General features: G+C 62.9%; 28 protein-coding genes. 10 read left to right on the forward strand and 18 right to left on the reverse strand.

Going from position 1 to position 24,727, the window contains the following annotated elements; all coding sequences use genetic code 11:
• Positions 1-92: 92 nt before the first annotated feature.
• On the forward strand, positions 93-905 hold the full coding sequence (locus ACODTD_RS20990; protein ID WP_201815697.1) for an alpha/beta fold hydrolase: 813 nt from the start codon (positions 93-95) through the stop codon (positions 903-905).
• Between the two features lie 31 nt (positions 906-936).
• On the opposite strand, the gene dsbG is transcribed toward ACODTD_RS20990, so the two are convergent.
• From dsbG to dsbD, 3 genes are read right to left on the reverse strand one after another with little or no spacing between them, the layout of a single operon-like run.
• Positions 937-1,707, reverse strand: a complete 771-nt coding sequence (gene dsbG, locus ACODTD_RS20995; RefSeq protein WP_085655122.1) for a thiol:disulfide interchange protein DsbG — start codon at positions 1,705-1,707, stop codon at positions 937-939.
• Entirely contained in the window at positions 1,683-2,555 is an 873-nt protein-coding gene (locus ACODTD_RS21000) for a TlpA family protein disulfide reductase (RefSeq protein ID WP_489105151.1), read from the reverse strand. The genes dsbG and ACODTD_RS21000 overlap by 25 nt, the downstream gene beginning before the upstream one ends.
• A complete protein-coding gene (dsbD, locus tag ACODTD_RS21005; protein ID WP_489105152.1) occupies positions 2,555-4,285 on the reverse strand; it encodes a protein-disulfide reductase DsbD in 1,731 nt (576 codons plus the stop codon). Before dsbD ends, ACODTD_RS21000 begins: the two co-directional genes overlap by 1 nt.
• Positions 4,286-4,438: 153 nt before the next feature.
• Between dsbD and ACODTD_RS21010 the strand changes: the two genes are divergently transcribed.
• The 5 genes from ACODTD_RS21010 to ACODTD_RS21030 all read left to right on the forward strand — a co-directional run bounded on the left by ACODTD_RS21010 (position 4,439) and on the right by ACODTD_RS21030 (position 8,897).
• Positions 4,439-5,119 (forward strand): response regulator, encoded by a 681-nt coding sequence (locus ACODTD_RS21010; RefSeq protein WP_201815693.1) that lies wholly within the window; start codon positions 4,439-4,441, stop codon positions 5,117-5,119.
• Complete coding sequence (locus ACODTD_RS21015; protein WP_201815692.1) at positions 5,119-6,441, forward strand: ATP-binding protein; 1,323 nt, start codon at positions 5,119-5,121, stop codon at positions 6,439-6,441. The genes ACODTD_RS21010 and ACODTD_RS21015 overlap by 1 nt, the downstream gene beginning before the upstream one ends.
• 107 nt (positions 6,442-6,548) lie before the next feature.
• The gene (locus tag ACODTD_RS21020; protein ID WP_285354998.1) at positions 6,549-7,034 is read left to right on the forward strand and encodes a GNAT family N-acetyltransferase; all 486 of its coding nucleotides are present in this window, start codon (positions 6,549-6,551) and stop codon (positions 7,032-7,034) included.
• Positions 7,035-7,176: 142 nt separating this feature from the next.
• Positions 7,177-8,589 carry an aspartate aminotransferase family protein gene (locus ACODTD_RS21025; RefSeq protein ID WP_285355000.1) on the forward strand — a complete coding sequence of 471 codons (1,413 nt, stop codon included), beginning with the start codon at positions 7,177-7,179 and terminating at the stop codon, positions 8,587-8,589.
• Between the two features lie 83 nt (positions 8,590-8,672).
• Positions 8,673-8,897 carry an MbtH family protein gene (locus ACODTD_RS21030; protein ID WP_011335246.1) on the forward strand — a complete coding sequence of 75 codons (225 nt, stop codon included), beginning with the start codon at positions 8,673-8,675 and terminating at the stop codon, positions 8,895-8,897.
• 70 nt (positions 8,898-8,967) lie between these two features.
• Here ACODTD_RS21030 and ACODTD_RS21035 read toward each other — a convergent pair whose 3' ends face one another.
• The 11 genes from ACODTD_RS21035 to soxR all read right to left on the reverse strand — a co-directional run bounded on the left by ACODTD_RS21035 (position 8,968) and on the right by soxR (position 17,442).
• The gene (locus ACODTD_RS21035; protein ID WP_285355002.1) at positions 8,968-9,867 is read right to left on the reverse strand and encodes a metal ABC transporter substrate-binding protein; all 900 of its coding nucleotides are present in this window, start codon (positions 9,865-9,867) and stop codon (positions 8,968-8,970) included.
• Positions 9,868-10,767, reverse strand: a complete 900-nt coding sequence (locus ACODTD_RS21040) for a metal ABC transporter permease (RefSeq protein ID WP_011335244.1) — start codon at positions 10,765-10,767, stop codon at positions 9,868-9,870.
• A complete protein-coding gene (locus ACODTD_RS21045) occupies positions 10,767-11,510 on the reverse strand; it encodes a metal ABC transporter ATP-binding protein (RefSeq protein WP_064378562.1) in 744 nt (247 codons plus the stop codon). Before ACODTD_RS21045 ends, ACODTD_RS21040 begins: the two co-directional genes overlap by 1 nt.
• Positions 11,507-12,436, reverse strand: coding sequence for a metal ABC transporter substrate-binding protein (locus ACODTD_RS21050; RefSeq protein ID WP_011335242.1), 930 nt, complete (start codon positions 12,434-12,436; stop codon positions 11,507-11,509). The genes ACODTD_RS21045 and ACODTD_RS21050 overlap by 4 nt, the downstream gene beginning before the upstream one ends.
• A gap of 35 nt (positions 12,437-12,471) precedes the next feature.
• Positions 12,472-13,038: a DUF6162 family protein gene (locus ACODTD_RS21055; RefSeq protein WP_011335241.1), complete on the reverse strand. Its 567-nt coding sequence runs from the start codon at positions 13,036-13,038 to the stop codon at positions 12,472-12,474.
• Positions 13,035-13,343, reverse strand: a complete 309-nt coding sequence (locus ACODTD_RS21060) for a hypothetical protein (RefSeq protein ID WP_236676411.1) — start codon at positions 13,341-13,343, stop codon at positions 13,035-13,037. Before ACODTD_RS21060 ends, ACODTD_RS21055 begins: the two co-directional genes overlap by 4 nt.
• Positions 13,344-13,363: 20 nt before the next feature.
• On the reverse strand, positions 13,364-13,906 hold the full coding sequence (locus ACODTD_RS21065; protein WP_285355006.1) for a thiamine pyrophosphate-binding protein: 543 nt from the start codon (positions 13,904-13,906) through the stop codon (positions 13,364-13,366).
• Complete coding sequence (locus tag ACODTD_RS21070) at positions 13,903-15,102, reverse strand: PepSY-associated TM helix domain-containing protein (protein ID WP_011335238.1); 1,200 nt, start codon at positions 15,100-15,102, stop codon at positions 13,903-13,905. Before ACODTD_RS21070 ends, ACODTD_RS21065 begins: the two co-directional genes overlap by 4 nt.
• Positions 15,103-15,354: 252 nt before the next feature.
• Entirely contained in the window at positions 15,355-16,230 is an 876-nt protein-coding gene (locus ACODTD_RS21075; protein ID WP_489105153.1) for an alpha/beta fold hydrolase, read from the reverse strand.
• Positions 16,231-16,371: 141 nt separating this feature from the next.
• Positions 16,372-16,830, reverse strand: coding sequence for a VOC family protein (locus ACODTD_RS21080; RefSeq protein ID WP_007955817.1), 459 nt, complete (start codon positions 16,828-16,830; stop codon positions 16,372-16,374).
• Between the two features lie 153 nt (positions 16,831-16,983).
• The gene (soxR, locus tag ACODTD_RS21085) at positions 16,984-17,442 is read right to left on the reverse strand and encodes a redox-sensitive transcriptional activator SoxR (RefSeq protein ID WP_064378554.1); all 459 of its coding nucleotides are present in this window, start codon (positions 17,440-17,442) and stop codon (positions 16,984-16,986) included.
• A gap of 90 nt (positions 17,443-17,532) precedes the next feature.
• On the opposite strand from soxR, the gene ACODTD_RS21090 reads away from it, so the two are divergent.
• The gene (locus ACODTD_RS21090) at positions 17,533-17,898 is read left to right on the forward strand and encodes an antibiotic biosynthesis monooxygenase (RefSeq protein ID WP_011335234.1); all 366 of its coding nucleotides are present in this window, start codon (positions 17,533-17,535) and stop codon (positions 17,896-17,898) included.
• Here ACODTD_RS21090 and ACODTD_RS21095 read toward each other — a convergent pair.
• From ACODTD_RS21095 to msuE, 4 genes are read right to left on the reverse strand one after another with little or no spacing between them, the layout of a single operon-like run.
• On the reverse strand, positions 17,895-18,998 hold the full coding sequence (locus ACODTD_RS21095) for a sigma-54 interaction domain-containing protein (RefSeq protein WP_236191423.1): 1,104 nt from the start codon (positions 18,996-18,998) through the stop codon (positions 17,895-17,897). The two genes, ACODTD_RS21090 and ACODTD_RS21095, sit on opposite strands and share 4 nt — an antisense overlap.
• Positions 18,999-19,022: 24 nt before the next feature.
• Entirely contained in the window at positions 19,023-20,210 is a 1,188-nt protein-coding gene (locus tag ACODTD_RS21100) for an acyl-CoA dehydrogenase family protein (RefSeq protein ID WP_489105154.1), read from the reverse strand.
• A 10-nt stretch (positions 20,211-20,220) separates the two neighbouring features.
• Positions 20,221-21,366, reverse strand: coding sequence for an FMNH2-dependent alkanesulfonate monooxygenase (gene ssuD, locus ACODTD_RS21105; RefSeq protein WP_007955828.1), 1,146 nt, complete (start codon positions 21,364-21,366; stop codon positions 20,221-20,223).
• A gap of 10 nt (positions 21,367-21,376) precedes the next feature.
• Positions 21,377-21,940, reverse strand: a complete 564-nt coding sequence (gene msuE, locus ACODTD_RS21110; protein ID WP_011335230.1) for an FMN reductase — start codon at positions 21,938-21,940, stop codon at positions 21,377-21,379.
• A gap of 389 nt (positions 21,941-22,329) precedes the next feature.
• On the opposite strand from msuE, the gene ACODTD_RS21115 reads away from it, so the two are divergent.
• The 3 genes from ACODTD_RS21115 to ACODTD_RS21125 all read left to right on the forward strand — a co-directional run bounded on the left by ACODTD_RS21115 (position 22,330) and on the right by ACODTD_RS21125 (position 24,688).
• Complete coding sequence (locus ACODTD_RS21115; protein WP_221616070.1) at positions 22,330-22,599, forward strand: hypothetical protein; 270 nt, start codon at positions 22,330-22,332, stop codon at positions 22,597-22,599.
• Positions 22,600-22,700: 101 nt separating this feature from the next.
• Positions 22,701-23,315, forward strand: a complete 615-nt coding sequence (locus ACODTD_RS21120) for a LysE family translocator (protein WP_221616071.1) — start codon at positions 22,701-22,703, stop codon at positions 23,313-23,315.
• 206 nt (positions 23,316-23,521) lie between these two features.
• A complete protein-coding gene (locus tag ACODTD_RS21125; protein WP_489105155.1) occupies positions 23,522-24,688 on the forward strand; it encodes an aminotransferase class V-fold PLP-dependent enzyme in 1,167 nt (388 codons plus the stop codon).
• Positions 24,689-24,727 lie beyond the last annotated feature (39 nt).

The following is a 24,727-nucleotide window of genomic DNA, read 5'->3' on the forward strand; positions in this document are numbered from 1 at the left end:
AAATCGGGCTTTGTAATCCTTTCATATCATTGACGGCCGAGGCGCGCCCGCTCAGTCTTCGTGCTCCAGTTTCTTTGCCACGGGGGGTATCCATGCCTTTTTTCACGGTTGACGGACAGGCGCTTCACTACATTGATCAAGGCACGGGCCCGGCGGTGCTGTTGGCCGGCAGTTACCTGTGGGACCAGGCCATGTGGGCCCCGCAAATCGCAGCGTTGTCGGCGCACTATCGGGTGATTGCACTGGATCTGTGGGGCCACGGCGAATCCGGTCGCTTGCCTGAAGGCACCGCTTCGCTGGACGACATCGCCCGTCAGGCACTGGCCTTGCTCGATCATCTGGACATCGACCGGGTGACCCTGGTCGGGTTGTCGGTCGGCGGCATGTGGGGCGTGCGTCTGGCGTTGTCGGCGCCGCAGCGGCTCAACGGTCTGGTGCTGATGGACACTTACGTCGGCGTCGAGCCGGAGCCGACCCGCCAGTACTATTTCTCGCTGTTCAAACAGATCGAGGAAAGCGGCGGGATCTCCGAGCAACTGCTGGATATCGTGGTGCCGATCTTCTTCCGTCCGGGCATCGATCGAGCATCGGCGCTGTATCAGGACTTCCGCGCAAAACTCGCCGGCTATTCCGCCGAACGCCTGCGCGACAGCATCGTGCCGATGGGGCGCATCACCTTTGGCCGTGATGACCTGTTGCCGCGTCTGGGCGAGCTGAATGCGGCCACCACGCTGGTGGTCTGCGGCGATCAGGACAAGCCACGCCCGCCGTCGGAAGCACGGGAAATGGCTGAGCTGATTGGCTGTCCGTGTGTGCTGGTGCCGGAGGCGGGGCATATCTCCAATCTGGAGAATCCGTCGTTCGTGACCGACACGCTGCTGAAGTTTCTGACTGAGCTGAAGTAACGAAAACGCCCACGCATTGCGTGGGCGTTTTTTATTTCGGGCCGAGAATCTTCGCCAGTTTGTCCGGCGTCGGCGCGCCTTGCTGTTGTTGCAGCTCGCCCTTGTCGTCCATGTAGAAGATCGCCGGGGTGGCCTGCAAGTCCAGGTCTTCCATCAGCTGCATGTTCGCTGCGAGTTTGGTCTGCACGGCGACCGGAATGTCCTTCAAGGCCTTGAGGGTGCTGGCCTTGCCTGCCTTCTCGTGATCTTCCAGGGCTTTGCTCGGATCCTTGGCGGCGAGCAGGGCGGCGGCTTTGGCCGGGCTGTCTTCGCGGATGATGCCGACCATGATGTGTCGCAGCTGCACCTTGCCGGCCTTGACCCAGGGACGGGCCTGTTCCCAGAACATGTTGCAGTACGGGCAGTTCGGGTCGCTGAACAGGTACACCGTGCGTGGTGCATCCTTGTTGCCGTCCTGAATCCAGTTGCTGGCCTCGAACTTGGCCCAGACTTCCTTGGCCATCGGCGCGTAGACCAGTTTTTGCAGCGGCGCGCTGCTCAGGTCGTTGCCGTCGGCGTCGTACAGGTTGCCCAGCAGCACGTGCTTGCCGTCCGGCGTCAGGTACAGCGCCATGCCACGGTTCTGGTATTGCGCGGCGTAACCACGCAAGCCGTCCGGCGCGTCGAACTGGCCGACGATTTTTGCGCCTTTGGCTTCAATCTTCTTGATCGCTTCAGGCAATTCTTCGGCGGCCTGTACCGACGGCAAGTGCAGCAGGGCTGCGCTCATGGTCAGCGTCAGCAGGTGGCGGAGGCGGGGCATGGCAGTTTCCTTGAAGAAGAGGTGGCCGGATTCGGGCTGGAAGCCGGGGTGTCGAAGTTTTCCAGGGCGCGGGCCAGGCTGGCGTTCGACAGCTCGCCCAGATGGCTGCCCAGCAGACGACCGTCCGGGCTATAGAACAGCGTAGTCGGCAGGGCCATGGAGCCCACGGCCTGGCCGAGGCGTCCGCTGCGGTCGAACAGCACGTTGTTCAGGCTCAGGCCCTGGGTTTCGAGAAAAGTCGCAACGCTTTGCATGCTTTCGGCCTGGTTGACGAACAGGAACGTCAGGTCCGGGCGTTGTTGCTGGGCGTTTTCCAGCACCGGCATTTCCCGTCGGCACGGCGGGCACCAGGTGGCCCACAGGTTGATCACCAGCGGCCCGCCCTGATAGTCGGTGAGTTTCACGGTTTCCCCGGCGGCGTTGCGCAGGGTGATGTCCGGCAGGCGCGTGCCTTGCTCGTAGATGTTCAGCGACAGGGTCGCCAGCACCCAGAACGCCACACCGCTGACCACGCCGAAGCCCAGCGGTCGACGCAAACCCGGCCGGCGCCAGCCGCGATACAGTGCCGCCAGCAACAGCGCGATCACCCCCGGCCAGGCGAGAAAACCGCCGTCGCGCAGGTCGATGATCTGCCACAGATCGTTGCGATAGTGGCCCCAGTACATGGCGACAAACGCCATGCGCGCCGCCAGCATGCCGAGCAGAAACAGGCTGAACAGCGCCGACTCGGGGTTGTCACCGCCGCGCTTGGCCACCCGCCAGCCGACGAAGGTCGCCAGCGCCAGCGCGCTGATCAGCAGCAGATGGTTGAGGGCGATGGCAAAGGTGCCGAGGGTGAAGGTCAGCATTAACGGGCGTCTCGGGTGGTGGTCCAGCGTTGCAGGAAAGTATCGGCATCGACCTCGCCGGTGATGCGCTGGCTGCGGCGCTCTTCGCCGTCGGCGCCGATCCACACGAAACTTGGTGGCCCCGGCACTTTATAACGGCCGAGCAGTTCGCGGCTGGCGGCATTGTCGGCGGTGACATCGAGTCGGAGCAAGCGCACATCACTCAGGGCCTGCATCACCCGCGCCTGGCCGAACACCTGTTTCTCCATGACTTTGCACGACACGCACCAGTCGGCGTAGTAGTCGAGCAGCACCCACTGGCCCTGCGCTTTGGCGGTGTCGAGCTCGCGTTGCAGGGCAGCGGGATCCTTGATCGTCGTGAAGGCTTCGTGGCCGTTCGGGGCCGCCGTGCCGACGCGGCCGGCGCTGTATACCTGCAGCGGCTGATACGGGTCTTCACTGCCGCCCGCCGCACCGACCACCAGCAGACTGCCCCACAGACCCAGCAACAGCGAACCGGCACCGAACAATTGCGCTACGCGACCAAAGCCCTCGGACTGTTTCCAGGCGCTGTAAGCGGCGATCAACAGCAGCGCGCCGCACAGACCCAGCCACAGCGACGGATCCAGCACCGGTCGCAGCATCAGCAGCGCGGTGGCGAGGAACAGGAAGCCGAACACGCCTTTGAGCAGATTCATCCACGCGCCGGGCTTGGGCAGGAAGCGATTGCCGACCGTCACCAGCAACAGCAGCGGCACGCCGATGCCGATGCCAAGGGCAAACAGGATCAGGCCGCCGTGCAGTGCGTTGCCGCTTTGCGCGATGTAGAGCAGGGCGCCGGCCAGCGGTGCGGTCATGCACGGGCCGACCAGCAGACCGGACAGCGCGCCTAATACGCCGGCGCCGACCAGGCTGCCACCGCGCTGACTGCGCGAGGCGTGTTCCAGTCGATCCCGCAGGGCCACCGGCAATTGCAGCTCGAAGAAGCCGAACATCGGCAGCGCCAGAACCACAAACACGGCCGCGAACGTCCCGAGCAGCCACGGGTTCTGCAACCACGCCTGCAGGTTCGCCCCCAGCAGCGCGGCGATGACGCCCATCGCCGCATACACCAGCGCCATGCATACCACATAGCTGCCGGCCAGCGCGAAACCGCGACGCGGCGTGGCGCCGCTGCCCACGACCATGCCCGCCAGAATCGGCAGCATCGGCAGCGAGCACGGCGCAAACGCCAACAGCAGACCGAGACCGAAGAACACCAGCAGACTCCAGCCCAGCGAGTGCTGTTGCAGACCGCTGGCCAGTGCCTGATCCGGTGCTTCATCTGTCGTTGCTGCGGCTTTGCCGCCGAGGTCGATCACTCGCGTCTGCGGGGGATAGCAAAGACCGGCGTCGGCGCAGCCCTGATAACTGACCTTGATCTGGCCTTGGGCGGCTGCCGGGATTTTCAGCTCGAGGCCTTGACGATAGACCGGTTGCTCGCCGAAATACTCGTCGCTGTGGGACTCGCCTTCGGGCAGGGCCGGGACGTTTTGCGTCGCCAGCCCGTCGAATTTCAGACGCTTCTGATACAGGTAGTAGCCGTCGGCGATTTGCCAGAACAGTTGGGTCTCACCGGAATCCAGACGTTCCGAGGTCAGCACGAATGCCTTGTCGACCGGCAGAAACTCCGGTTTTGACGCAAAGGGATCATTCCCTGCCTGGGCCAGACTCGAAATCAACAGTGCAAAAAACAGAAAAAAATGACGCATGGAGGAGCCTTGTCCCTGTGCAATTGAGGGGCACAGTGGCGGGCGGCGATTAACCGATGATTAACCGCGACGCCCTTGTCGGTGTGGCGTTCGGGGCATAATGTCGGCTTAATCGGCCAGCGGCCTAATCAGCACTTTTCTACGGGACTCACCATGCACGTACTGGTTTGCGAAGACGATGAGTTGATCGCCAGCGGGATCGTCGCCGGGCTGACGGCGCAAGGCCTGACGGTCGAGCACGTCAACACGGCCTCCAAGGCGCGGGCGATTCTCAAGGTTGCCGAATTTGACGTGATGGTGCTCGATCTCGGGCTGCCGGACGAAGATGGTCTCAAGTTGCTGCAACAACTGCGTCAGCAAGGCCTGGAGATTCCGGTGCTGATCCTGACTGCACGGGATTCGGTCACGGATCGGGTCGACGGCTTGCAATCCGGCGCCGACGACTACCTGCTCAAGCCGTTCGACTTGCGTGAGTTGTTCGCCCGTCTGCAAACCCTGCTGCGTCGGGTAGCCGGGCGCAGCGTCAACCTGATCGAACACGGTGCGCTGACCTACGACCCGAGCAGCCGCGAAACCATGCTGGCGGGCCGCCCGGTGGACCTGTCCCGTCGCGAGCAATCCCTGCTGCAAGCCTTGCTGCACAACCGTGGCCGGGTGCTGTCCACCGAGCAGTTGAAGGACAGCGTCTACGGTTTCAACGATGAACTGGAGAGCAACGCGCTCAACGTGCACATCCATCACCTGCGCAGCAAACTGGGTAAAGGCATCGTCGAAACCGTGCGGGGTCTGGGCTATCGCCTGGGCCCGGCCGATGGCGGGGAACCTGACAAGTGATGAGTCTGCGCCTGCGCCTGAGCCTGACCCTCGGCGCCGCGTTCGCGCTGATCTGGGCCCTGGCGGCCGCCTGGATGCTCAGCGACCTGCGCAACCAGATGATGTTTTCCCTCGACCAGCGCCTGGTGGCGTCGGCGCGGATGGTCGCCGGCTTGCTGGAACAATTGCCGGCCATTCCGAGCAAAGGCGAGGGTACGCATTTCAGCGCCGAGCAACTGAACATTCCGGGCGGCATGGCCTGTCAGGTCAGCTCGCTGCGCGGAGAAATCCTCGCTCGCAGCCACAATAATCCGGAACAGGCACTGGAAGCGCAGAAAATGGGTTTCCACGATCAGATGATCGATGGCGCGCCTTGGCGCAGCTTCACCCTGGCTCGGGGCGATGTGCGAATTACCACCGCCGACCGGGTGATCGAGCGCGAAGCCCTGAACATGTCGATCCTGCTGGCGGCCTCGGTGCCGGTGGGCGTGGCGTTGCTCGGCTGCCTGTGCCTGTTGTGGCTGGGGATCGGCCAGGGCCTGGCGCCGCTCAATCGCTTGCGTGAAGCCTTGATGCGCCGCAACGCCGACTCGCTTGAGCCGTTGCAGTTGCAGTCATTCCCCAGTGAACTGAAACCGCTGCTCGAAACCCAGAACCAGCTGTTCCAGCGCATCGGCAAGACCATCGAACGTGAACGTCGCCTGACCGGCGATGCCGCCCATGAACTGCGCAGCCCGCTGACCGCAATCAAGACCCACCTGCAAGTGGCGCGCATGACCGAGGGCAGCGCTCGCGATCAGTCCCTGGCCCGGGCCGAGGAGGGCGCCGACCGTCTGCACCGGACCCTTGAGCAATTGCTGTTGCTGGCGCGGGTCGAGGGCAGTCTGTCGTTCGACGACGGTGTGCAATGCAGTGCCGAGCAGGTGGCGAAACTGGCGATTCAGGACTCGGCCAGCGACCAGCGCCAGCGCATCAGGCTGCACCTGCCAGAACGCTTGTCCGGTGCGCCCCTGCAAATGCCGGCGGTGCTGTCGATCGCAGCCTTGCGCAACCTGCTGGACAACGCCCTGCGTCATACACCGACCGACGGGGCGGTGGAGCTGAGCCTGGAAACCACCGCCAATCGCGTGCGTTTCGTGGTGCGCGATCACGGGCCTGGCATTGCCCCGGACGATCTGCAACATCTGACCCAGCGCTTCTGGCGCAACGGCCAGAGCACCGGCTGCGGACTGGGGTTGGCGATTGTCCAGGCGATCGTTCAGCGTTGCGCCTGCACCCTGCATTTCGATAGCCGCCCGGACGGTTTGCGGGTCGAGTTGACCATGCCGCTGCAATCGGTCTGACAGTTACTCAGGCACATCAAATGTAACCTCTCTCCATTAGTCATCCGCCGGCCGCGACGTTATTGTCGCCCCAGCCTTTGACTCAATGGATTGAGGGAAACAGCGCCATGGAAGCACCCATCTACATCTGTCCCGCCACCTCCGCCGACGCCGGCATCATCAGTCGGATCCTCGAACGCTCGATCCGCATCGGTTGCGCGCTCGACCATCGCAACGATCCACAACTGGTCGACCGCTGGGTCCTCCGACAATCGGCGGAACATATCAGCGGCTGGCTCGCTGATCCGCATCTCTATCTGAATATCGCGCTTCTTCACGATAAACCGGTCGGCGTCGGTATGGCCGCAGCCAATGGCGAGGTCACGTTCTGTCACGTGCAGCCGGAGTGGTTTCGCCGGGGTGCGGGTCGCGCGCTGATGGGCGATCTCGAGGGTTGGCTGAGGATTCGTGGCCGTCCTTGTGTCACGCTCGTCAGCACGCGAACCGGCGAGGCGTTCTGCCGGCGTCTGGGGTATCGCGAAGCGGCGTCTGCCTTCACGCATCACGGCGTTTTGAGCCTGCCGATGCACAAGCCGCTGGCATTGTCGGCCTGACAGTCGATCAAGGGTGTAAATCCTCGACACGCTGGTGCGTTTCCAGAACAGGAAAACCAGCATGTGCGCCCCGCGACCGGGACGCGCACCTGCCCGGTATGCAGTTTTGGTCACTATCCATAGCGTATTGAGGGGTCGAGAGATGTCAGTCGCCACCAGCCTTATCGAAGAGTCGTCGGCCCGGATCGCCTCCGCGCCGGCGGAAACGCTGTATCAGTTCAATGAGTCACCGTTGCTGGCCCGTCAGAGCCAGCAGGAATCCAATGCCCGCAGCTACCCGCGGCGGATTCCGCTGGCGTTGAAGCGCGCCAAAGGTCTTTACGTCGAAGACGTCGAGGGCCGCACTTTCATCGATTGCCTTGCCGGTGCCGGCACTCTGGCGCTGGGGCATAACCATCCGGTGGTGATCCAGGCGATCCAGCAGGTACTGGCCGATGAACTGCCGCTGCACACTCTGGACCTGACCACGCCGGTGAAGGATCAATTCGTTCAGGACCTGTTCGGCCTGCTGCCACCTGCACTGGCCAAGGAAGCGAAAATCCAGTTCTGCGGCCCGACCGGCACCGACGCGGTGGAAGCCGCGTTGAAACTGGTGCGCACCGCCACCGGGCGCAGCACCGTGCTGTCGTTCTCCGGCGGTTACCACGGCATGAGCCAGGGCGCCTTGAGCCTGATGGGCAGCCTGGGCCCGAAAAAGCCGCTGGGTGCGCTGCTCAGCAGTGGCGTGCAATTCATGCCGTTCCCGTACGACTACCGTTGCCCGTTCGGCCTCGGTGGCGCGGCGGGTGTGAAGGCTAATCTGAGCTACCTGGAAAACCTGCTCAATGATCCAGAGGCTGGCGTGCAATTGCCGGCAGCGGTGATCGTCGAAGCGGTGCAGGGCGAGGGCGGTGTGATCCCGGCTGACATCGAGTGGCTGCGCGGTCTGCGCCGTATCACCGAAAAGGCCGGCGTGGCGCTGATCATCGACGAAATCCAGAGCGGTTTCGCCCGCACCGGCAAGATGTTTGCCTTCGAGCACGCCGGCATCATTCCGGATGTGGTCGTGCTGTCCAAAGCCATCGGCGGCAGCTTGCCGCTGGCGGTGGTGGTGTATCGCGAATGGCTCGACACCTGGCAGCCGGGCGCCCACGCCGGTACGTTCCGTGGCAACCAGATGGCGATGGCTGCCGGTTCCGCGGTGATGCGTTATCTGGTCGAGCACAAGGTCTGCGAACACGCTGCCGCCATGGGCGAGCGCCTGAGTGAGCACCTGCGCATTCTGCAGCGCGATTTCCCGCAACTGGGCGACATTCGCGGTCGTGGTCTGATGCTAGGTGTCGAACTGGTCGATCCGAACGGCACGCCGGACGCACTGGGCCATCCGCCGGCGTTTGCGCGTCTGGCGCCGCTGGTTCAGCGTGAATGCCTCAAGCGCGGGCTGATTCTGGAGCTGGGCGGGCGCCATGGTGCAGTGGTGCGGTTCCTGCCGCCGCTGGTGATCACCGCTGCGGAAATCGACCGCGTCGCCGAGATCTTCGGCCGTGCACTCAGCGCGGCGACCGCCGCCCTGTAAATTTTTCGCCGCGTCGAACGTTCTTTCTACATACCCGGCTGCACCCGTCGTGCAGCCCACCCTTACAGCGATGGAGACACAGCATGACGTCAGTATTCGACCGCGAGGATATCCTCTTTCAAGTCGTGGTCAACCACGAAGAGCAGTACTCGATCTGGCCGGACTACAAGGCCATCCCGGAAGGCTGGCGCACCGTGGGCAAGAGCGGCCTGAAGAAGGAATGCCTGGCCTACATCGAAGAGGTCTGGACCGACATGCGCCCGCTGAGCCTGCGCCAGAAGATGGAAGCGCAAGCGGCTGCCCAGTAAGTCATCAGCCAAAAAGAAACCCGCTGGACTGGAAACAGTCAGCGGGTTTTTTCATGTCCAGAGGACTGGCTTACGCGCCGCTCAGGCCCTTGAGCAGCGCATCCACATTGCCTTCCAGCTCTGCCACCGGATCCGCCGCATCGGTGCTCAACACCAGCAGATGACTGCCCGATTCGGCAATCGCCGATTTCACCGCATCCGACGGCTGGCGATGGTGCAGCACCACTGCTACGTCGTTGTCTTTCAGGGTCGCGGTCAGTTTTTTCAGATCTTCCGGCGTCCATTCGGCATCCGGTCGCGCGTCCTGTCCGATCAACTCCAGATTCAGGCTGCCGATCAGGTAACCGAAGTGATCGCTCAGGCTCATGACGCTCAGGTTGTCGGCACTGGCCAGGCGCGCCTCGCTGTCGGCACTGAGTTTCAGCAGGCGCTGCTTCAGCGCCGCCAGATTGGCTTCGATCTTCGGTTTGTCCTTCGGTGCCAGGCGCACCAGATCCGCCGCCATCACATCGGCCATGCGCCCCATGTTGTTGCTCGCCAGCCACGGTTGACTGTTCAGGCCGTCGACCTTGAGCCCCGGTTGCACGGCAATGCCGGGCAGGGCGCCGTCCACCGGGCGGGCGGCGTCGACTTCGACGATGCGGATGTTGCTGCGACGGGCGATCGGGTACAGCGGATCATCGGCCCACAGCGAACGCACGCCGATCACCGCATCGGCGCCGGAGGCCAGTTTGCTCAGCGCCGGGGCGCCGCGACCGGTGAAGTAGGCAGTCTGACGGCTGCCCGGCAGATTCGCCGGCGCCGCGCGCTCGAGGCTGATGCCGGTGCCCTTGAGCAGGACTTCGCCCAGACCGTAAGTGATGGGCAGCGAGGCCAGCACCCGCAACGGTTTCTCGGCAGCCAGCAGGGGGCTCGAAACCGCGCCGCTGAGGGCGATGGCCAGGGTCAGTTGTCGCAATGAAAAAGCCATTTATCCAAGGTTCCCTTTCAGACTGGGGACGACGCCCCGGGCAATCGCGGCGAGGGCGAAGGCGATACCGGCGACCAGAATGATCGCGGCGCCGGACGGAATCGGCAGGTCGAACACGATCGGCGCAAGAATCCCGCACAGGGTACTGACCGTGGCGATCAGCACAGAGCACCAGAAAAAGCCCTTGAGCGACTGGCTGAGCAGACGCGCTGCCGCCGCCGGAATCACCAGCAGCGCACCGACCAGAATCGCACCGATGACTTTCACCGCTGCAACCGTAATCAGCGTCACCAGAATCACGAACAGGTAATCCAGGGTCTTCACGGCGACGCCGCGTACCGCCGCCAGTTGCGGGTTGAAGCTGGCGAGCATGATCCGGTTGTACAGCGGCAGTGCCAGCGCCATGACCAGTGAGCCGACAATCGCCAGCACCAGCAGATCGTTCCCGTTGACCGTCAGCACCGAGCCGAACAGTACGTTTTCCAGAATGTGCACGTTGATCTTGCCTGCCAGAATCAGCAGCAGGCTGGCACCCAGCGCAAGGGACACCGACAGGAACACGCCGATCAGCGTGTCCGGGGCCAGGCCGGTACGGTTGCGCAGATAGTTGAGCAGAATGCCGAACAGCAGGCAGTAGCCGAACAGGCTGCCGTACGGCCCGGTGTAGGGCTCGCCGAGCAGAATGCCGATGGCCACGCCGGTCAGTGCCGCGTGGCCGACCGCCTCGGAGAAAAACGCGAAGCGCTTGACCACCACCAGCGTGCCGAGGCCGCCGAGCACCGGGCCGATCAACATACCGGCGAGCAGCGCATTGACCACAAACCCGTAGGCCAGGGCTTCCGGCAGGTAACCGGAGGAAGCCCAGCCTTGCACCATCAAACGAAAGGCTTCGTAACTCATCAGGCAGCGCTCCGTGGATGGGTCGAGAACAGGGTCAGCAGACGTTCCGGGGTCAGGGCCTGTTGCGGCGAGGCGTCGAACAGCACCCGGCGGTTGAGGCCGGTGACGCGATTGGCCAGACGCCCGACCGCTTCCAGATCGTGCTCGATCCACAGCACGGTGATGCCCGCCGCGCGCCAGTCACCCAGCAAACGCTCGAACACCTGGATTCCGGCTTCGTCGAGGGCCGACATCGGTTCATCCAGCACCAGCAGTTGCGGCGCCGGAATCAGGCCCTGGGCGAGCAATACCCGCTGGCGTTCGCCACCGGACAGCGCACCCATCCGGCGCTTGCGCTTGTCCTGCATACCGACCCGCTCCAGCGCATCACCGATAGCGCCGGCGTAGCGTTTGCTCAGGCCGAGAAAGGCCGGGCGGCGCTGGCACATGGCAGCCATGAAATCGTCGACGGTCATCGGCAGGCCGCGATCGAACTCCAGCGCCTGCGGCACGTAACCGATGGTGCCGGGCTCGCCGGGCCATTGCAGGCTGAGCCGGCCCTGATGGGGCATCTGCCCGAGCAGGGTCTTGATCAGCGAACTCTTGCCGCCGCCGTTGGGACCGACCAGCGCATGCACGCTGCCGGGCTGCACCTGGAAGGTGACCTTGTCCAGAATGGTCGTGCGGCCGAGGGTCAGGCTGACGTCAGCGAAATCCAGGGTCGGGCCGCTGCTGGCTATCGACAGGTTTTCCTGAGCTGTCATGCGCCGGACTCCTGAATCGCTCGAACCACGGTGTTGAGGTTGCCGGTCATTTCCTTTTCGTACTTGTCGGCGGTGTATTCGCCGTAGGAAATGTGCGACAGCGGGTACAACTTCACACCGGATTCACGCTGGATGGTTTCGACGTAAGTGGACGGGAAGTCCATTTCGGAGAAGATCACTTTCACGTCCAGTTCCCGCAGTTGATCGATGGTTTTCTTCAACTGGCTCGGGCTCGGCTCGATGCCGTGGGCCGGCTCGACCACGGCGGTGACTTCCAGACCGAACTCGCGCAGCAGGTAGTCGTAAGCGGCGTGCACTGTGGCCACTCGCAGTTCGGCGTTCGGTGCCTGGGTCAGCTTGGCCAGGGCGTCGGCGCGCATCTGCCGCAGGCGTTTGCCGTAGGCACGGGCGTTCTGGGTGTAGGTCTTGGCGTTGTCCGGGTCGAGCTTGCCCAGCTCCCGGGCGATGTTGTTGACCTGGGCAATCGAGGCGCTGATCGACAGGAACGTGTGCGGGTTCACCACTTTGCCGGCACCGCGCGCGGCAACCCCGGTGGCGGCCAGCAACGGCACGTTTTCGTTGGCTTCGATGGTCTTGATGTTCGGCGTTTCGCTGGCGGCGATCATGCGGTCGGCGAAGTCGTCATGGCCAACCCCGTTGAGCACGATCACATCCAGCCCGCTGATGCGCTTGATGTCTTCGGCGCGCGGCTCGTAGGCGTGCGGGTTGAAGCCGGCGGGAATCAGCGGCACGACCTCGGCCCTGTCGCCGACGATGTTCGCCACGTAGCTGTAATAAGGATGCAGGGTGATGCCGATGCGCAGGCGCTTGGCCTGATCGGCGCTGGCCAGCGGGCTCAGCAGGCTGGCGCACAGGCCGATCAGCAGCAGGCGCAGGAAAGGACGGCGTTGAGATGAACTAGGCATGGGCAAGCGGTCTTCTCTCGAATGAAGGCGAGGGTTCAATGACGATGTTCGCGGGTCACCCCGGCATCGAATTGCGCGACGATCTGTTTCCAGCCGGCAGCGCTTAGCGCTGCATCGGACAGGTCTGTCGGCGCTTGCAGATCGGTGGCGCGGTTGAGCCAGATGTCCGGCCCGGCGTTGTTCAGGCGCATCAGAAACGAACCGGCCACGGTCGGGACCTGGCTCTGGCCGAAGTAGGCACTGTCCGCCAGCAATTGCCAGACGTGACCGCCACGACTGACCGAACTGGCGTCCTGGGCAAACGGGGCGAAGCCTTCATCAGCCAGATTCTGTGGTGTGGGCAACGCTTGCTGTTCTTCGCGCAACAGGTGGATCTCGTCGAGGGTCACCCGCAAGTCGGCATAGATGCCTTGCTCGCTGGCGCCAAGGTCGCGACGGGCGTCCAGTTGATGGCTGGAAACCGGCTCCGGTTCGTGGGATACACCGCGCCATGCGACCACGGAACCGGCAACCGCAAGGATCAGCAGGCACATCAGCAGCACATTGAGGGTTTCGTGCCCGGCACCTGCCGGGCGTACAACCTGGGTGGTCGGCGTGGTCATGGGGCTTCGATATCCGCTTGGTCGATTTCGACCACATGGCCGGGGCCTGCGTCGAACAGCACATAAAACTCGGCGCCGGGTTTCTTGAAGGTCAGGGTCGAATCGGCGCCGAGCTTGCCCGGCACCAGGATGGTTTCGTCGTAGCCGATCACGTCCAGGGTCACCCCCGGCGCGCCGCTGCCGTCGGAGAAGCCGCCGGTGCATTTGATCTGCTCGGCGTCGATGGCCTTGCACTCGCACATCGGGTTGTGGGCCAGGGCGCTGGCGCTGAAACCGGCGCACAGCGCCAGCAATGCAACGCTCATGTTCAAGCGGGAAGGGTGGCTCATGGTTTGGCTCCTTGTTTGTTCAGCCAGGCAACGGTGGCGGGGGAGGCCTGGCTCAGCGGAATCGAGGCTTGGTGCATGCTGCCGTCCCAGCCTTCCATGGTGATCCACAGTTCGGCGTCGGCTCTGGTTTTGTCCGGGACGGGCATCTGCGTACCCATGCTGTAAGGCGTGCCGAAGAAGATCGAACCCGCGGCGCGCAGACTGCGCGGCTTGCCGATACGCAGGTAGGTGGCCTTGACCTGTTCGACACAGGCGTCGCACAGGGCGGCGCTAAAGCCCTTCAGATAACCGGCCGCGCCGTCGGGAAGCGGTGGTTCGTTGCGAAACTCGGCCAGCCTCAGGCTCCAGGGACCCACCTGGACTTCGCCGATCTCGCGTTCGCCCAGTCCGCTGTCGCCGCGAAACAGAGCCTGGTCGGCGAAGTACCGGGGCATGAATCCCAGCGGAATCAGCAACAGTAGCACGTTGATGTGGAAGCGCCATTTATGCCAGATCACGCTCAGTCGCGAAGGTTGAACCACTCTGGTGGACTTGCTCACAGATGGACCTCCGACGGTTCACGGTGCAGGGCCGGTTGTGCCTGACCGCGCTGTTTCTTGTGCTCGCGCTTGAGGGCGTTGGCGGTCGCCAGCGCGGTACGCTTGGTCCAGATCAACAGCCCGCTGAGGACCATCATGCTCAGCACCAGTCCGAAGAAGAACCAGATCAGCTTGATCCACAGTCCACCGAAGTCGCCGGTGTGCAGCGGACGCATGGATTCGGTGACGAACTCCAGGGAGGTCCGGTCGGAGAGCAGGCGCGAGGCTGCCACTTCACCGCTGTAAGGGTTGAGCGTGGCTGACTGGAACATCAGCGGATACCAGCCGCGTCCCCGGATATCGAGGTGGCTGTAGGCATTGCCGGGCAGATTGATGGTGCTGGCTTCGAACCCGGGAATCCGTTGCTGGGCAATTTCGATGGCGTGATCCAGGCTGACCCGTGGCGGTGGCGAACCATCGGCGGACAGCGGCACGCCTTCACGGGACATGGCTGCGATGACCGGCTCGCTGGAGATGGAGATGTGGTTGTCCGAAAGAATGGCTTCGATCAGGAACCACACGGCGGTGACGGAGATCACCGCGATAAACCAGATCGACCAGATGCCGCTGAGACGGTGGAAATCGCCCCAGAATATCCGCGCACCGTGACGCAGGCGCAGGGTCGGGCTGAAAAAGCCCTTCCAGAAGCGTTTGTAGACCACCAGTCCGGTCACCAGCGAAGCCAGCATCGGCAGTGCCAGGAAGGACACCAGATACCAGCCCCAGCTGTAACCGTTGGTGAACGGTACCAGCCACCAGCCATGCAAGGCACGGGTGAAGGCCCGGAAATTGAAGTCGGGCGCGGTGCCCTGGATCACACCGGTGTAAGGGTTGACGTAGACCGTTACCGAGCGCCCGTCAGGTTGACTGACGTTCACCTCCAGCGCGAAATGCGATTCGTCGGGACGACTGATGCGTTCGACCAGCAACTGTGGTTCGGCAGTCTTGATCGCGCTGATGATCTGGTCATAACCCAGCAGCGGGGCATCGTCCGATGGTTGGGTGGCGCGCATTTGCGGATTCACCAGCCAGACGATTTCCTGGCTGACCACCGCCAGGGTGCCGGTGACGCAGACGATCAGGACAAAAAACCAGATTGGCAACGCCAGCCAGCTGTGTACCAGGAACCACAGTTTCGAGCGGGATTTCTTCGACATGATGACGGGTCTTGATTCGGTGAGAGGACTCGGCCACTACGGGCTTCGCAGCGCGGCAGTCCCTGAAGGGCCCGTCGTGGCTTTTGCCTACGCGACCGGCCCGCATCTCTATAAGACGGATGACCGAAGCAAATCCCGATAAACGATATGAAAGTAAATGTTTCGCGATTGCAGGTTGCTGTCGCGTGGGCGGATTTCTGCGGGGGAGGCGAAGCAGTCCGACGGCGCATGCCGCCGGATTGAAGGGGGGAGTCAGCGGAGAAAATCGAGCGCTTCGGCGAGCAACAGTTCAGGGACTTCTTCGGCGAGGTAATGCCCGGCAGGCAGGGCCTTGCCCCGTACGTCGGTGGCAACCTGTTGCCATTCCCCGAGCGGATCGAAGCACCGACCGACAATGCCCTCGGCGCCCCACAGCACCAGTAACGGCAGGTCCAGGTGACGACCGGCCGTGATGTCGATGCGGTCATGTTCCAGGTCGATGCCGGCGCTGGCGCGGTAATCCTCACAGATCCCCCGAGCACTGCCGGGACGTTCAAGACAACGCCGGTATTCGCTGAACGCCTCGTCGGTGAAGGGCGCGAGCCCGGCGCTGCGACTGCCCATGACGCTGCGCAGATAGCCTTCAGGGTCGGCTTCGATCAGGGTTTCCGGCAGCGGTGCCGGACGAATCAGGAAAAACCAGTGCCAATAGGCCCGTGCAAAAGCTTCGTTGGTCTGGCTGTACATCGCCAACGTCGGCGCGATGTCGAGCAGGACCATGCGCCGCACGACGGCGTGATGATCGAGCGCCAGACGATGGGCGACCCGCGCGCCACGGTCGTGGGCAAGGATCGAGAACTGCTCGAAACCCAACGCGTTCATCAATTCCACGCCGTCGCGGGCCATCTCGCGCTTGGAATAGTTGAGGTGAGCTTCATCCGCCGGCGGACGACTGCTGTCGCCGTAACCACGCAGGTCGGCAGCGACCACAGTGAAGTGTTCGGCCAGTTGCCCGGCGATCTTGTGCCAGATGACGTGGGTCTGCGGGTGCCCATGCAGGAGCAGCAGGCCCGGGCCGCTGCCTTTGATGCGGTAGGTGATGTCCACACCGTTGACGTGGCGCTGGTCTTTGACGAATCCGGCAAACATCGGGTGATCCTTTATTCAGGCGCGTGGCCTGCATCCTGAAATCGCCGGGCGTTCATGACAAGACGTGAAGCGTGGTTCGACGGTTCATGAATCGTGTTCGCCCATCCCCGCGCGTTGCGCGGGAATGGATATTCGGCGTGGCTAACCTTGCTGAAACATCTCTTTTGCCCGTTGCTCGATCTGCTCTTGGGTCAGGTCCTCCTTGCGCGTGGCGAGGAACCACAGATGCCCGTACGGATCTTTCAACGTCCCGCTGCGGTCGCCGTAGAACTGATCCTTGACCTCTGACACCGAGGTCGCGCCGGCCTCCAGCGCACGCTGAAAGGATTTGTCGACATCGGTCACGTACAGATGCAAACCGACCGACACTGCTTTGTCCGGATTGCTCAAAGGCCCTTGATCGCATGGCGAGCCGAGCATGATCGCACTGTCGCCGATGCGCAGTTCGGCGTGGCCGATGCCGCCGTCGGGCATGCTCAGGCGCATGACTTCGGTGGCACCGAACGCCTTTTTATAGAAGTCGATGGCTTCGGCAGCTTTGTGAATGCCGAGGTACGGGGTAATGCTGTGATACCCCTCGGGAATGGGTTTGACGCTCATGGCGGTACTCCCTGTTATTTGTTGCCTGGTTTTTATTAGCGGTTGAAGGTGTGCCTTCGCCGGGGTTGCCGGTCGCTCAACTATAGATCTGTGCCGCCGCCATGACCTAGCAGCCGACGAGCAGCCCTCGCGATGCCGGAGCGGAGTGAGTCCTCAGTCGGGAACGTCGAGAAAGTGCGCTCCCGGCCCTCGCTCGCCCAGCACATCGCCCTGATTGCGCAGCGGGCAGGCCTCCATCGACAGGCATCCGCAACCGATGCAACCGGTCAGCCGGTCCCGCAGCAGCATCAACTGATTGATCCGCTCGTCCAGCTCCCGCCGCCACTGCTCCGACAACACTTTCCAGTCCGCCGCGGTGGGGGCGCGGTTGTCCGGTAGCTGTTTCAACGCCTCTCCGATTTCCGCCAGTGGAATCCCCAGACGTTGCGCCACCTTGATCAACGCCACCCGCCGCAGCACTTCCCGTGGATAGCGCCGTTGGTTGCCGGCATTGCGCTGGCTCTTGATCAACCCCTTGGATTCATAAAAGTGCAGGGCGGTGACTGCCACGCCGCTGCGGGCCGCGACTTCGCCGACGGTCAGTTGCTTGTGCACATTTTGCGCAGTGATCATTTGCAAATTGCCCCTTGACCTCTAGTTAACTCGAGGTTTTACCCTGCAGGCCTTCGAATCGCAAGATTCGCCTGACAGAGTGGGGATGTCATGCAAGCACCAGCGAAAAACCGCAGCTTCACCCAATTGATCGAATTTGAAATCGAACCCGGCCAGCAACCGGCGCTGGTGTCGGCGCTGGCGCTGCAGACCGAACGCCTGGCACAGCGTTACTCAGGCTTCGTCAGCGCGAGCGTCCAGGCCAGCGACGATGGCCGGCGAGTGTTGAGCTTTCTGCAATGGCAGTCCCGCGAGGCGGGGGAGGCGGCGTTCCAGAGTTTCGAAACCGGCGAGCAGGACTTCTGGCAACTGATCCGCACCCATCAGGCGCGCACCGTGACCTTCGGTTCATTCCAGGTGCTGAGCAGCATCGCCCGCAGTCATGACGACGGCTTGCACTGCCAACTGGTGGGTTAGATCGACAGCTGGATCAAGCGCTCGCCTTGCAGGTTTTCCGTGGGCCGGCGCTTGTTCACCGCCAGTTCGCCGATCTTGATCAGCCGCGTACGGGTGACGTTGCGACTCAGGCCGAGCAGGGACGCGGTGTGCACCTGGTTGTAATGGCAGAAGCGATAGGCTGCGCGCAGCAACGCGTCTTCGACTTTTTCATGCAGGGCGCCGGCCTGTTGCTCGAAGAGTTTCTGGAAGGCGCGTTCCAGCAGCGCTTCCGGTGAGTCGTCGGCGGTTGCGTGCTGATCGTCGGGACGGTCGATGCGCAGGTTCGACAGGCGCAGATCGTCGCGTTCGATCACGCCGTTACGGCAGATCAGCAGCGTGTGATGGATGACGTTTTCCAGTTCGCGGATATTGCCCGGCCAACTGTAGCCGCGCAGCTTGTGTTCGGCGCCGGGACTGATGGTGACGCGTCCGTAACCCAGGCGCTGACTGTAGGCCTCGATGAAATGCCGGGTCAGCGGCAGGATGTCGCCGGGGCGGTCGCGCAACGGGCTCAGCTCCAGATTCACTACGTTCAGCCGGTAATACAGATCCTCGCGGAAATGCCCGGCGTTGATGGCTTTCTCCAGTTGCACGTTAGTTGCCGCCAGCACCCGCACATCGATGGGAATGCTCTTGCGCGATCCGAGGCGCACCACTTCGCGTTCCTGCAACACCCGCAGCAATTTGACCTGAATGGCCATCGGCAGATCGCCGATCTCATCGAGGAACAAAGTGCCGCCATCCGCCTCTTCGAACCATCCGGCCTTGGCGCTGAGGGCGCCTGTGAAGGCGCCTTTTTCGTGGCCGAACAGTTCGGCTTCCACCAGCGATTCGGAAAACGCCCCGCAGTTGACCGCGATGAACGGCCGGTTGCGCCGGTTGCTCAGGTTGTGGATGTGCCGCGCCACCAACTCTTTGCCGGTGCCGGTTTCGCCGATGATCAGCACGCTGGCCTCGCTCGGGGCGACCTGTTGCAAATGCGCGAGCAGGGCCTGGGATTTCGGGTCTTCGAAGACCTGAGCAGTGGCGCGGATTGAGGTGGCCAGGGCGGGTGAAGGCGGCAGGGTCAGCAGTTGCATGGGGTCTCGCTCCACGAAAGAAAATCAGGAATAGAACGTCGGCACCGGCAGGGACTGGTTCAGCGCCCAGTCGCCCAGCTCGTGGAGTTTGTAATCCAGCGGGTCGTGCAAGGTTTGCGTGCGCAGGTTGCGCCAGTGCCGGTCGAGGCGCAGCGACGCGTGGGTCGAACGGGCGCCGGTGACTTCGAACAGTCGGCTACAAATCTCCAGGCCCTGTCGGCTGGCGGCGACCTTGGCCGTGGCAATCGCCGTGGCCAGATGCCCGCGTTCTTCGGCACTGAGGTTCGGGCCCTTGGTCCAGGCCTCGTCGAGCAACGCAGCGGCGCGTTCCACCAGCAGACGGATGCCTTCGAGAGCGACCCAGAACTCGCCGTAATGGGCCAGCACATAAGGATCTTCACGCACCTCGCGCACCGAGGATTTGTGCCAGACCCGGGTTTCACTCAGGGTGTATTGCCGCGCCTCTTCAAAGGCACCTTCGGCGATGCCGAGGAACATGTGGGTGAACGTCAGTTGCGCGATCAACGGGCGCAAGCAGGCGAACGGTGTGCTCAGCGGCCCCGGATCCAGCAGCAGCTCCGATTCCTCGACCCGCACCCGTTCGAACGTGGCGCTGCCGCTATCGGTCTGGCGCTGGCCGATGTTGTTCCAGTCGTTGTGCAGGGTGATGCCGCTGCGCCCGCTGGGGATCGCCGCGATCAGCAGTTTGCCGCCGTTGCTTTCGTCCACCGCCGAGGCGATCAGCATCTGCGAATCGCTGGCGCCGGAGCAGAAGCTCTTCTTGCCGGAAAACTCGCGCCAGCCACCGAGGTCCTTGACCACGGTGCGGGTGTCCAGCGGATTGAGCGCGTTGCCCCAGAACCAGTTCTGCCGCGCGGTCTGTTCGAACCACGGCTGCCATTGTTCCGGGCGGGAAAACAGGCGCACGGTGGCGAGCATCAAATGATGAAAACCGAAGACGTGGGCGATCGAGCTGTCGACCTTGGCGAATTCGCGCACGACTTGCAGGGTTTCGCTCCAGCGCGCGCCGAGGCCGCCGTAACGGGTGGGAATGCTCAGGGCCAGCAGACCGCTGTCGCGCAGGGCGTCGCGTTCGGCTTTCGGCGTGCCGCCACGCTCGTCGCGTTCGACGGCGGTCAGGGCGAATTCAGCGGCCAGTTGGCGGGCGGTCTGCAACGGGGAGAGCAGGGTGCTTTGCGGTTTGGCAGTCACTCGGTCTTCCTCAGGCGTTGGCTTTGGCGGGCAGTACATCGTTGGCGATCATTTCGCCGAACGGCCCGGTGAGGTTGGTCACGCCGCGTCCGGCCAGGCTCGCGTACGGCTCGGGCAACAGCGGGAAGACCAGTTCGGCAAAGCGGTAGGCCTCTTCCAGATGCGGATAACCGGAGAAGATGAAGCTCTCGATGCCCAGATCCGCGTATTCCTTGATTCGCGCCGCCACTTGCTGCGGATCGCCCACCAGCGCAGTACCGGCGCCACCGCGCACCAGACCGACGCCGGCCCACAGGTTGGGGGCGATTTCCAGGTTGTCGCGGCGCCCGTCATGCAGGGCGGCCATGCGCCGCTGGCCTTCGGAGTCGAAACGGGAAAAGGATTTCTGCGCAGCCTCGATGGTTTCGTCGCTGATGTGCTCGATCAGTTTGTCGGCGGCTTTCCAGGCTTCTTCGGCGGTCTCGCGCACGATCACGTGCAGGCGGATGCCGAACTTCACTTTGCGCCCGTGACGGGCGGCGCGTTCGCGCACGTCGGCGAGTTTCTCGGCGACGGCGGCCGGTGGTTCGCCCCACGTCAGGTACACGTCGACCTGCTCGGCGGCCAGATCGTGAGCCGCGTCGGAGGAGCCGCCGAAATACAGCGGCGGATAAGGTTTCTGCACCGGTGGATACAGGGCTTTGGCGTTCTGCACCTTCAGGTGTTTGCCTTCGAAATCCACCGCTTCGCCTTGCAACACGCGGCGCCAGATCTTGAGGAATTCGTCGGTGACTTCGTAGCGTTCGCTGTGGCTGAGGAAACTGCCGTCGCCACGGTTTTCGTCCGGGTCACCGCCGGTCACAACGTTGATCAGCAGGCGGCCGTTGGACAGTCGATCCAGGGTCGCGGCCATGCGCGCCGAAACGGTTGGCGAGATGATCCCCGGACGGATCGCCACCAGATAACGCAGGCGTTCGGTCAGCGGCACCAGTGCCGATGCGATCACCCACGAATCCTCGCAGGACCGCCCGGTGGGAATCAGCACGCCGTGGTAGCCGAGGCTGTCCGCAGCTTGCGCCACCTGTTTCAGGTAATTGAGGGTGACCGGGCGTGCGCCTTGGGTGGTGCCCAGATAGTGACCGTCGCCGTGAGTCGGCAGGAACCAGAAAACATCCATGAACAGCTCCTCAGGCGATTTTCAGCAATGGTTTGAGATGAGTGCCGAACAGTGGCGCGGCACGTTCGGCGGCCAGGCGGATGCGCGCCTTGAGCGGTTCGCTGGTGATCTGGTAGTCGGCGAAATCGGCTTCGGTGGCATACACGCCGATCGGCAGGGTCACGGCCTGGAAGAAGCTGAACAGCGGGCGCAACTGGTGATCGAGGACCAACGCGTGCCGTTCGCTGCCACCGGTGGCGGCGAGCAGCACAGGCGTGTCGATCAGCGCATTCAGGTCGATCAGGTCGAACAAATGCTTGAGCAGGCCCGGATAGGAGCCGCGATAGACCGGCGCGGCGACGATCAGCAAATCAGCCTGTTCGATGGCTTGCAGTTCGGCTTCGATCTCGGCCGGCAACTCCTGGCGGGACAGTGCGGCGCCAAGCGGGCGGGCGATGTCACCGAGCTCGATCAAATGGCTCTCGATCGGCAAGTGCCCGGACAATTCGGCCAGCAGGGCCTGGGTCAGCACCAGGGTGCGGGACGGACGCCAGGTTCCGCCGGACAGGGCGACGACTTTCAATGGACGCGACATGGTCAGTTCCTTTTTCAACAGTTGCTCGGCGAGCAGTGAGTAGTCACTGGAGCAGAGCAAGCGCTGTACCAATTCCTGTAAGGCCCGTATTCCGGGGCTTTGAGCGTTTTCGGTGGCTGTGCTCATGTGACTTTCAGGCCGGTTTGTTGAACCGCTGTTGCCTGGGAAACAGTTGCTGGAGCAACAGTGCCGAACGCGATGAAGGATTTATAAAGGCTGACTGTTATTCCGTAAAAGACTGTTAATTGATATTGATAGGCCTTATGGGAATATACAGGGCGAATCCTGCCCGAATTCTGATAGCCACTATTGAGAGCGTTGATTTCTGCCAAAGCGTGCCCGGGCGTAGCCTTTCTCCATCGACCCACACTGCTCGCCAGGACGCTCCCATGAATCGTTTACTGACTGTTTCGCTGATGCTCGCTGTCTCTGTTCTCGCCGGTTGCGCGAGTCATGTTTCCCCGGAACTGCGCCCTTATACGGCGGAAGAAACCCGCGAACTGGCGCTTGAATCGCTGAACCGTCGCGGCCTGTCCTTCGAGGAATACCATGCGAAAAAAGCCGAATTGCTCGGCCAGCCACAGAAGGCATTCGGTTTCGATTCCAAGGGTGAAATGAGCGCCGAGCGGGCCGTACAGCTGCACGGTCGTCCAAGCTGATCCGCAACTGTACTGCTCGAAGTTTTATCCAACTGTCCGTGGGTTTGCGCGGCGCCGTGGGATAGGGTCAACACCTGAATGACCCTGACGGACTGCCTGCCATGACCCTCTCGCTCGACCTGCTGCTGGGCTTCGCCCTGTTTGCCCTTGTCACCTCGATCACACCGGGGCCGAACAACACCATGTTGCTGGCATCGGGCGTGAACTTCGGCTTTAACCGCACCATCCCCCATATGCTCGGCATTACCTGCGGCTTCTTCGTGCTGGTGGTGGCGGTGGGTTTTGGCCTGGGCGCGGTATTCCAGACCTATCCGCTGCTTTATACGGTTCTGCGTTACGTCGGCGCGGCGTACTTGCTTTACCTGGCGTGGAAAATCGCTCACTCCGGCCCGGTCGGCGACAGCGGGCAGGGCGAAGCGAAGCCGATCAGCTATCTCGGCGCGGCCGCTTTTCAGTGGGTCAATCCCAAGGCGTGGATCATGGCCATCGGCGCCATCAGCACCTACACGCCGATGCAGGGTTACTTCACCAATGTAGTCGTGATTGCGGCGGTGTTCGCCATCATCAATCTGCCGAGCGTCGGTGTCTGGGCGGCGTGCGGGACTCTGTTGCGCAACGTACTGAAGGATCGCCGCTGGTTGCGGGTGTTCAACTGGGGCATGGCGGCGCTGCTGGTGATTTCGCTGTATCCGTTACTCCTTGAAAGCTTTGGCTGACGCAGTGCTACAACCGCCGGCTCGATGCCTGTTAAAGTCGCGTTCAGGAGCGTTCCTACGCACTTTTAAATGAAGTTGTTCTTCTTTAACGGCCTCCGATCAGGTATTGATGACGCTCTCGAACCCGGACGCAGCTCACAAGGCTGCGTCGTGCCGTTTGCAGACACGAGCATCCTGATCCCGGAACACGCTCTGCGAGTCTTTTTATGAACACACGTCCGCTGTATTTCGATTACGCCGCCACCACCCCGGTGGACGAGCGGGTCATCCAGGTGATGATCGAGTGTCTGGGTTTCAACGGTAACTTCGGCAACCCGGCCTCCAGTTCCCACGCTTTCGGCCAGCAGGCCCGGCAAACGGTCGAGAACGCTCGCCGGCAAGTCGCCGAACTGGTCGGCGCCCAGGCGCAGCAGATCGTCTGGACCTCCGGCGCCACCGAATCCAACAACCTCGCCCTCAAAGGCGTGGCCCAGGCCCGTGGAGTTCCCGGCGGGCACATCATCACCAGTCAGATTGAACATAAAGCCATCCTCGACACCGCCCGGCAATTGCAGGACGCCGGTGTCGCCGTGACCTATCTGGTGCCGGACGCCGAAGGCCTGATCACTGCGCAAGCAGTCAGCGAAGCGATGCGCGATGACACCTTTCTGGTGTCGCTGATGCTGGTCAACAACGAACTCGGCACCGTCAACGACATCCCGGCCATCGGCGAAGTAGTGCGTGGGCGCGGGGCGTTGTTCCATGTCGATGCGGCGCAAGGCGCCGGCAAGGTCGCGATCGATCTGGCGCAATGGCCGGTGGATCTCATGTCGTTTTCGGCACACAAGCTCTACGGCCCCAAAGGCATCGGCGCGCTGTATGTCGGACCCCATGCGCAACAGCGCTTGCAGGCGCAGATTCACGGTGGTGGTCACGAGGGTGGGTTGCGTTCCGGTACGCTGGCCACTCACCAGATCGCCGCCATGGGCTCGGCCTTTGCCTTGGCCGCCGAGGCCTTTGATGACGAGAAGAAAACCATCGTCGCGTTGCGCGAGCGACTGCTCGAACAGCTCTTGAGCCTGCCCGGCGTACGCCTCAACGGCAGCAGCACCCAACGTATCCCGCACACCTTGAGCCTGACCTTCAGCGAAGGCGAGTTCAACCCGGCGGCGCTGAGCCATTCGATCGCGTTTTCCGCGACCTCGGCCTGCAATTCCGCCAGCAATACACCGTCCCACGTGCTGCTGGCATTGGGGCACGACGCGCACCTGGCCGGCCGCACCATTCGCCTGAGCCTCGGCCGTTTCACCACCGCCGAAGACATCGACAAGGCTGTAGAACTGATCAAGACCGCCTGCGCCAGTGCTCCGGCATTCTGGGCGACAGGGCTTTAACGAGCCGAATTCGAACGGCACCAAACAATAACGATGAAG

The organism is Pseudomonas sp. FG35 (assembly GCF_057809295.1).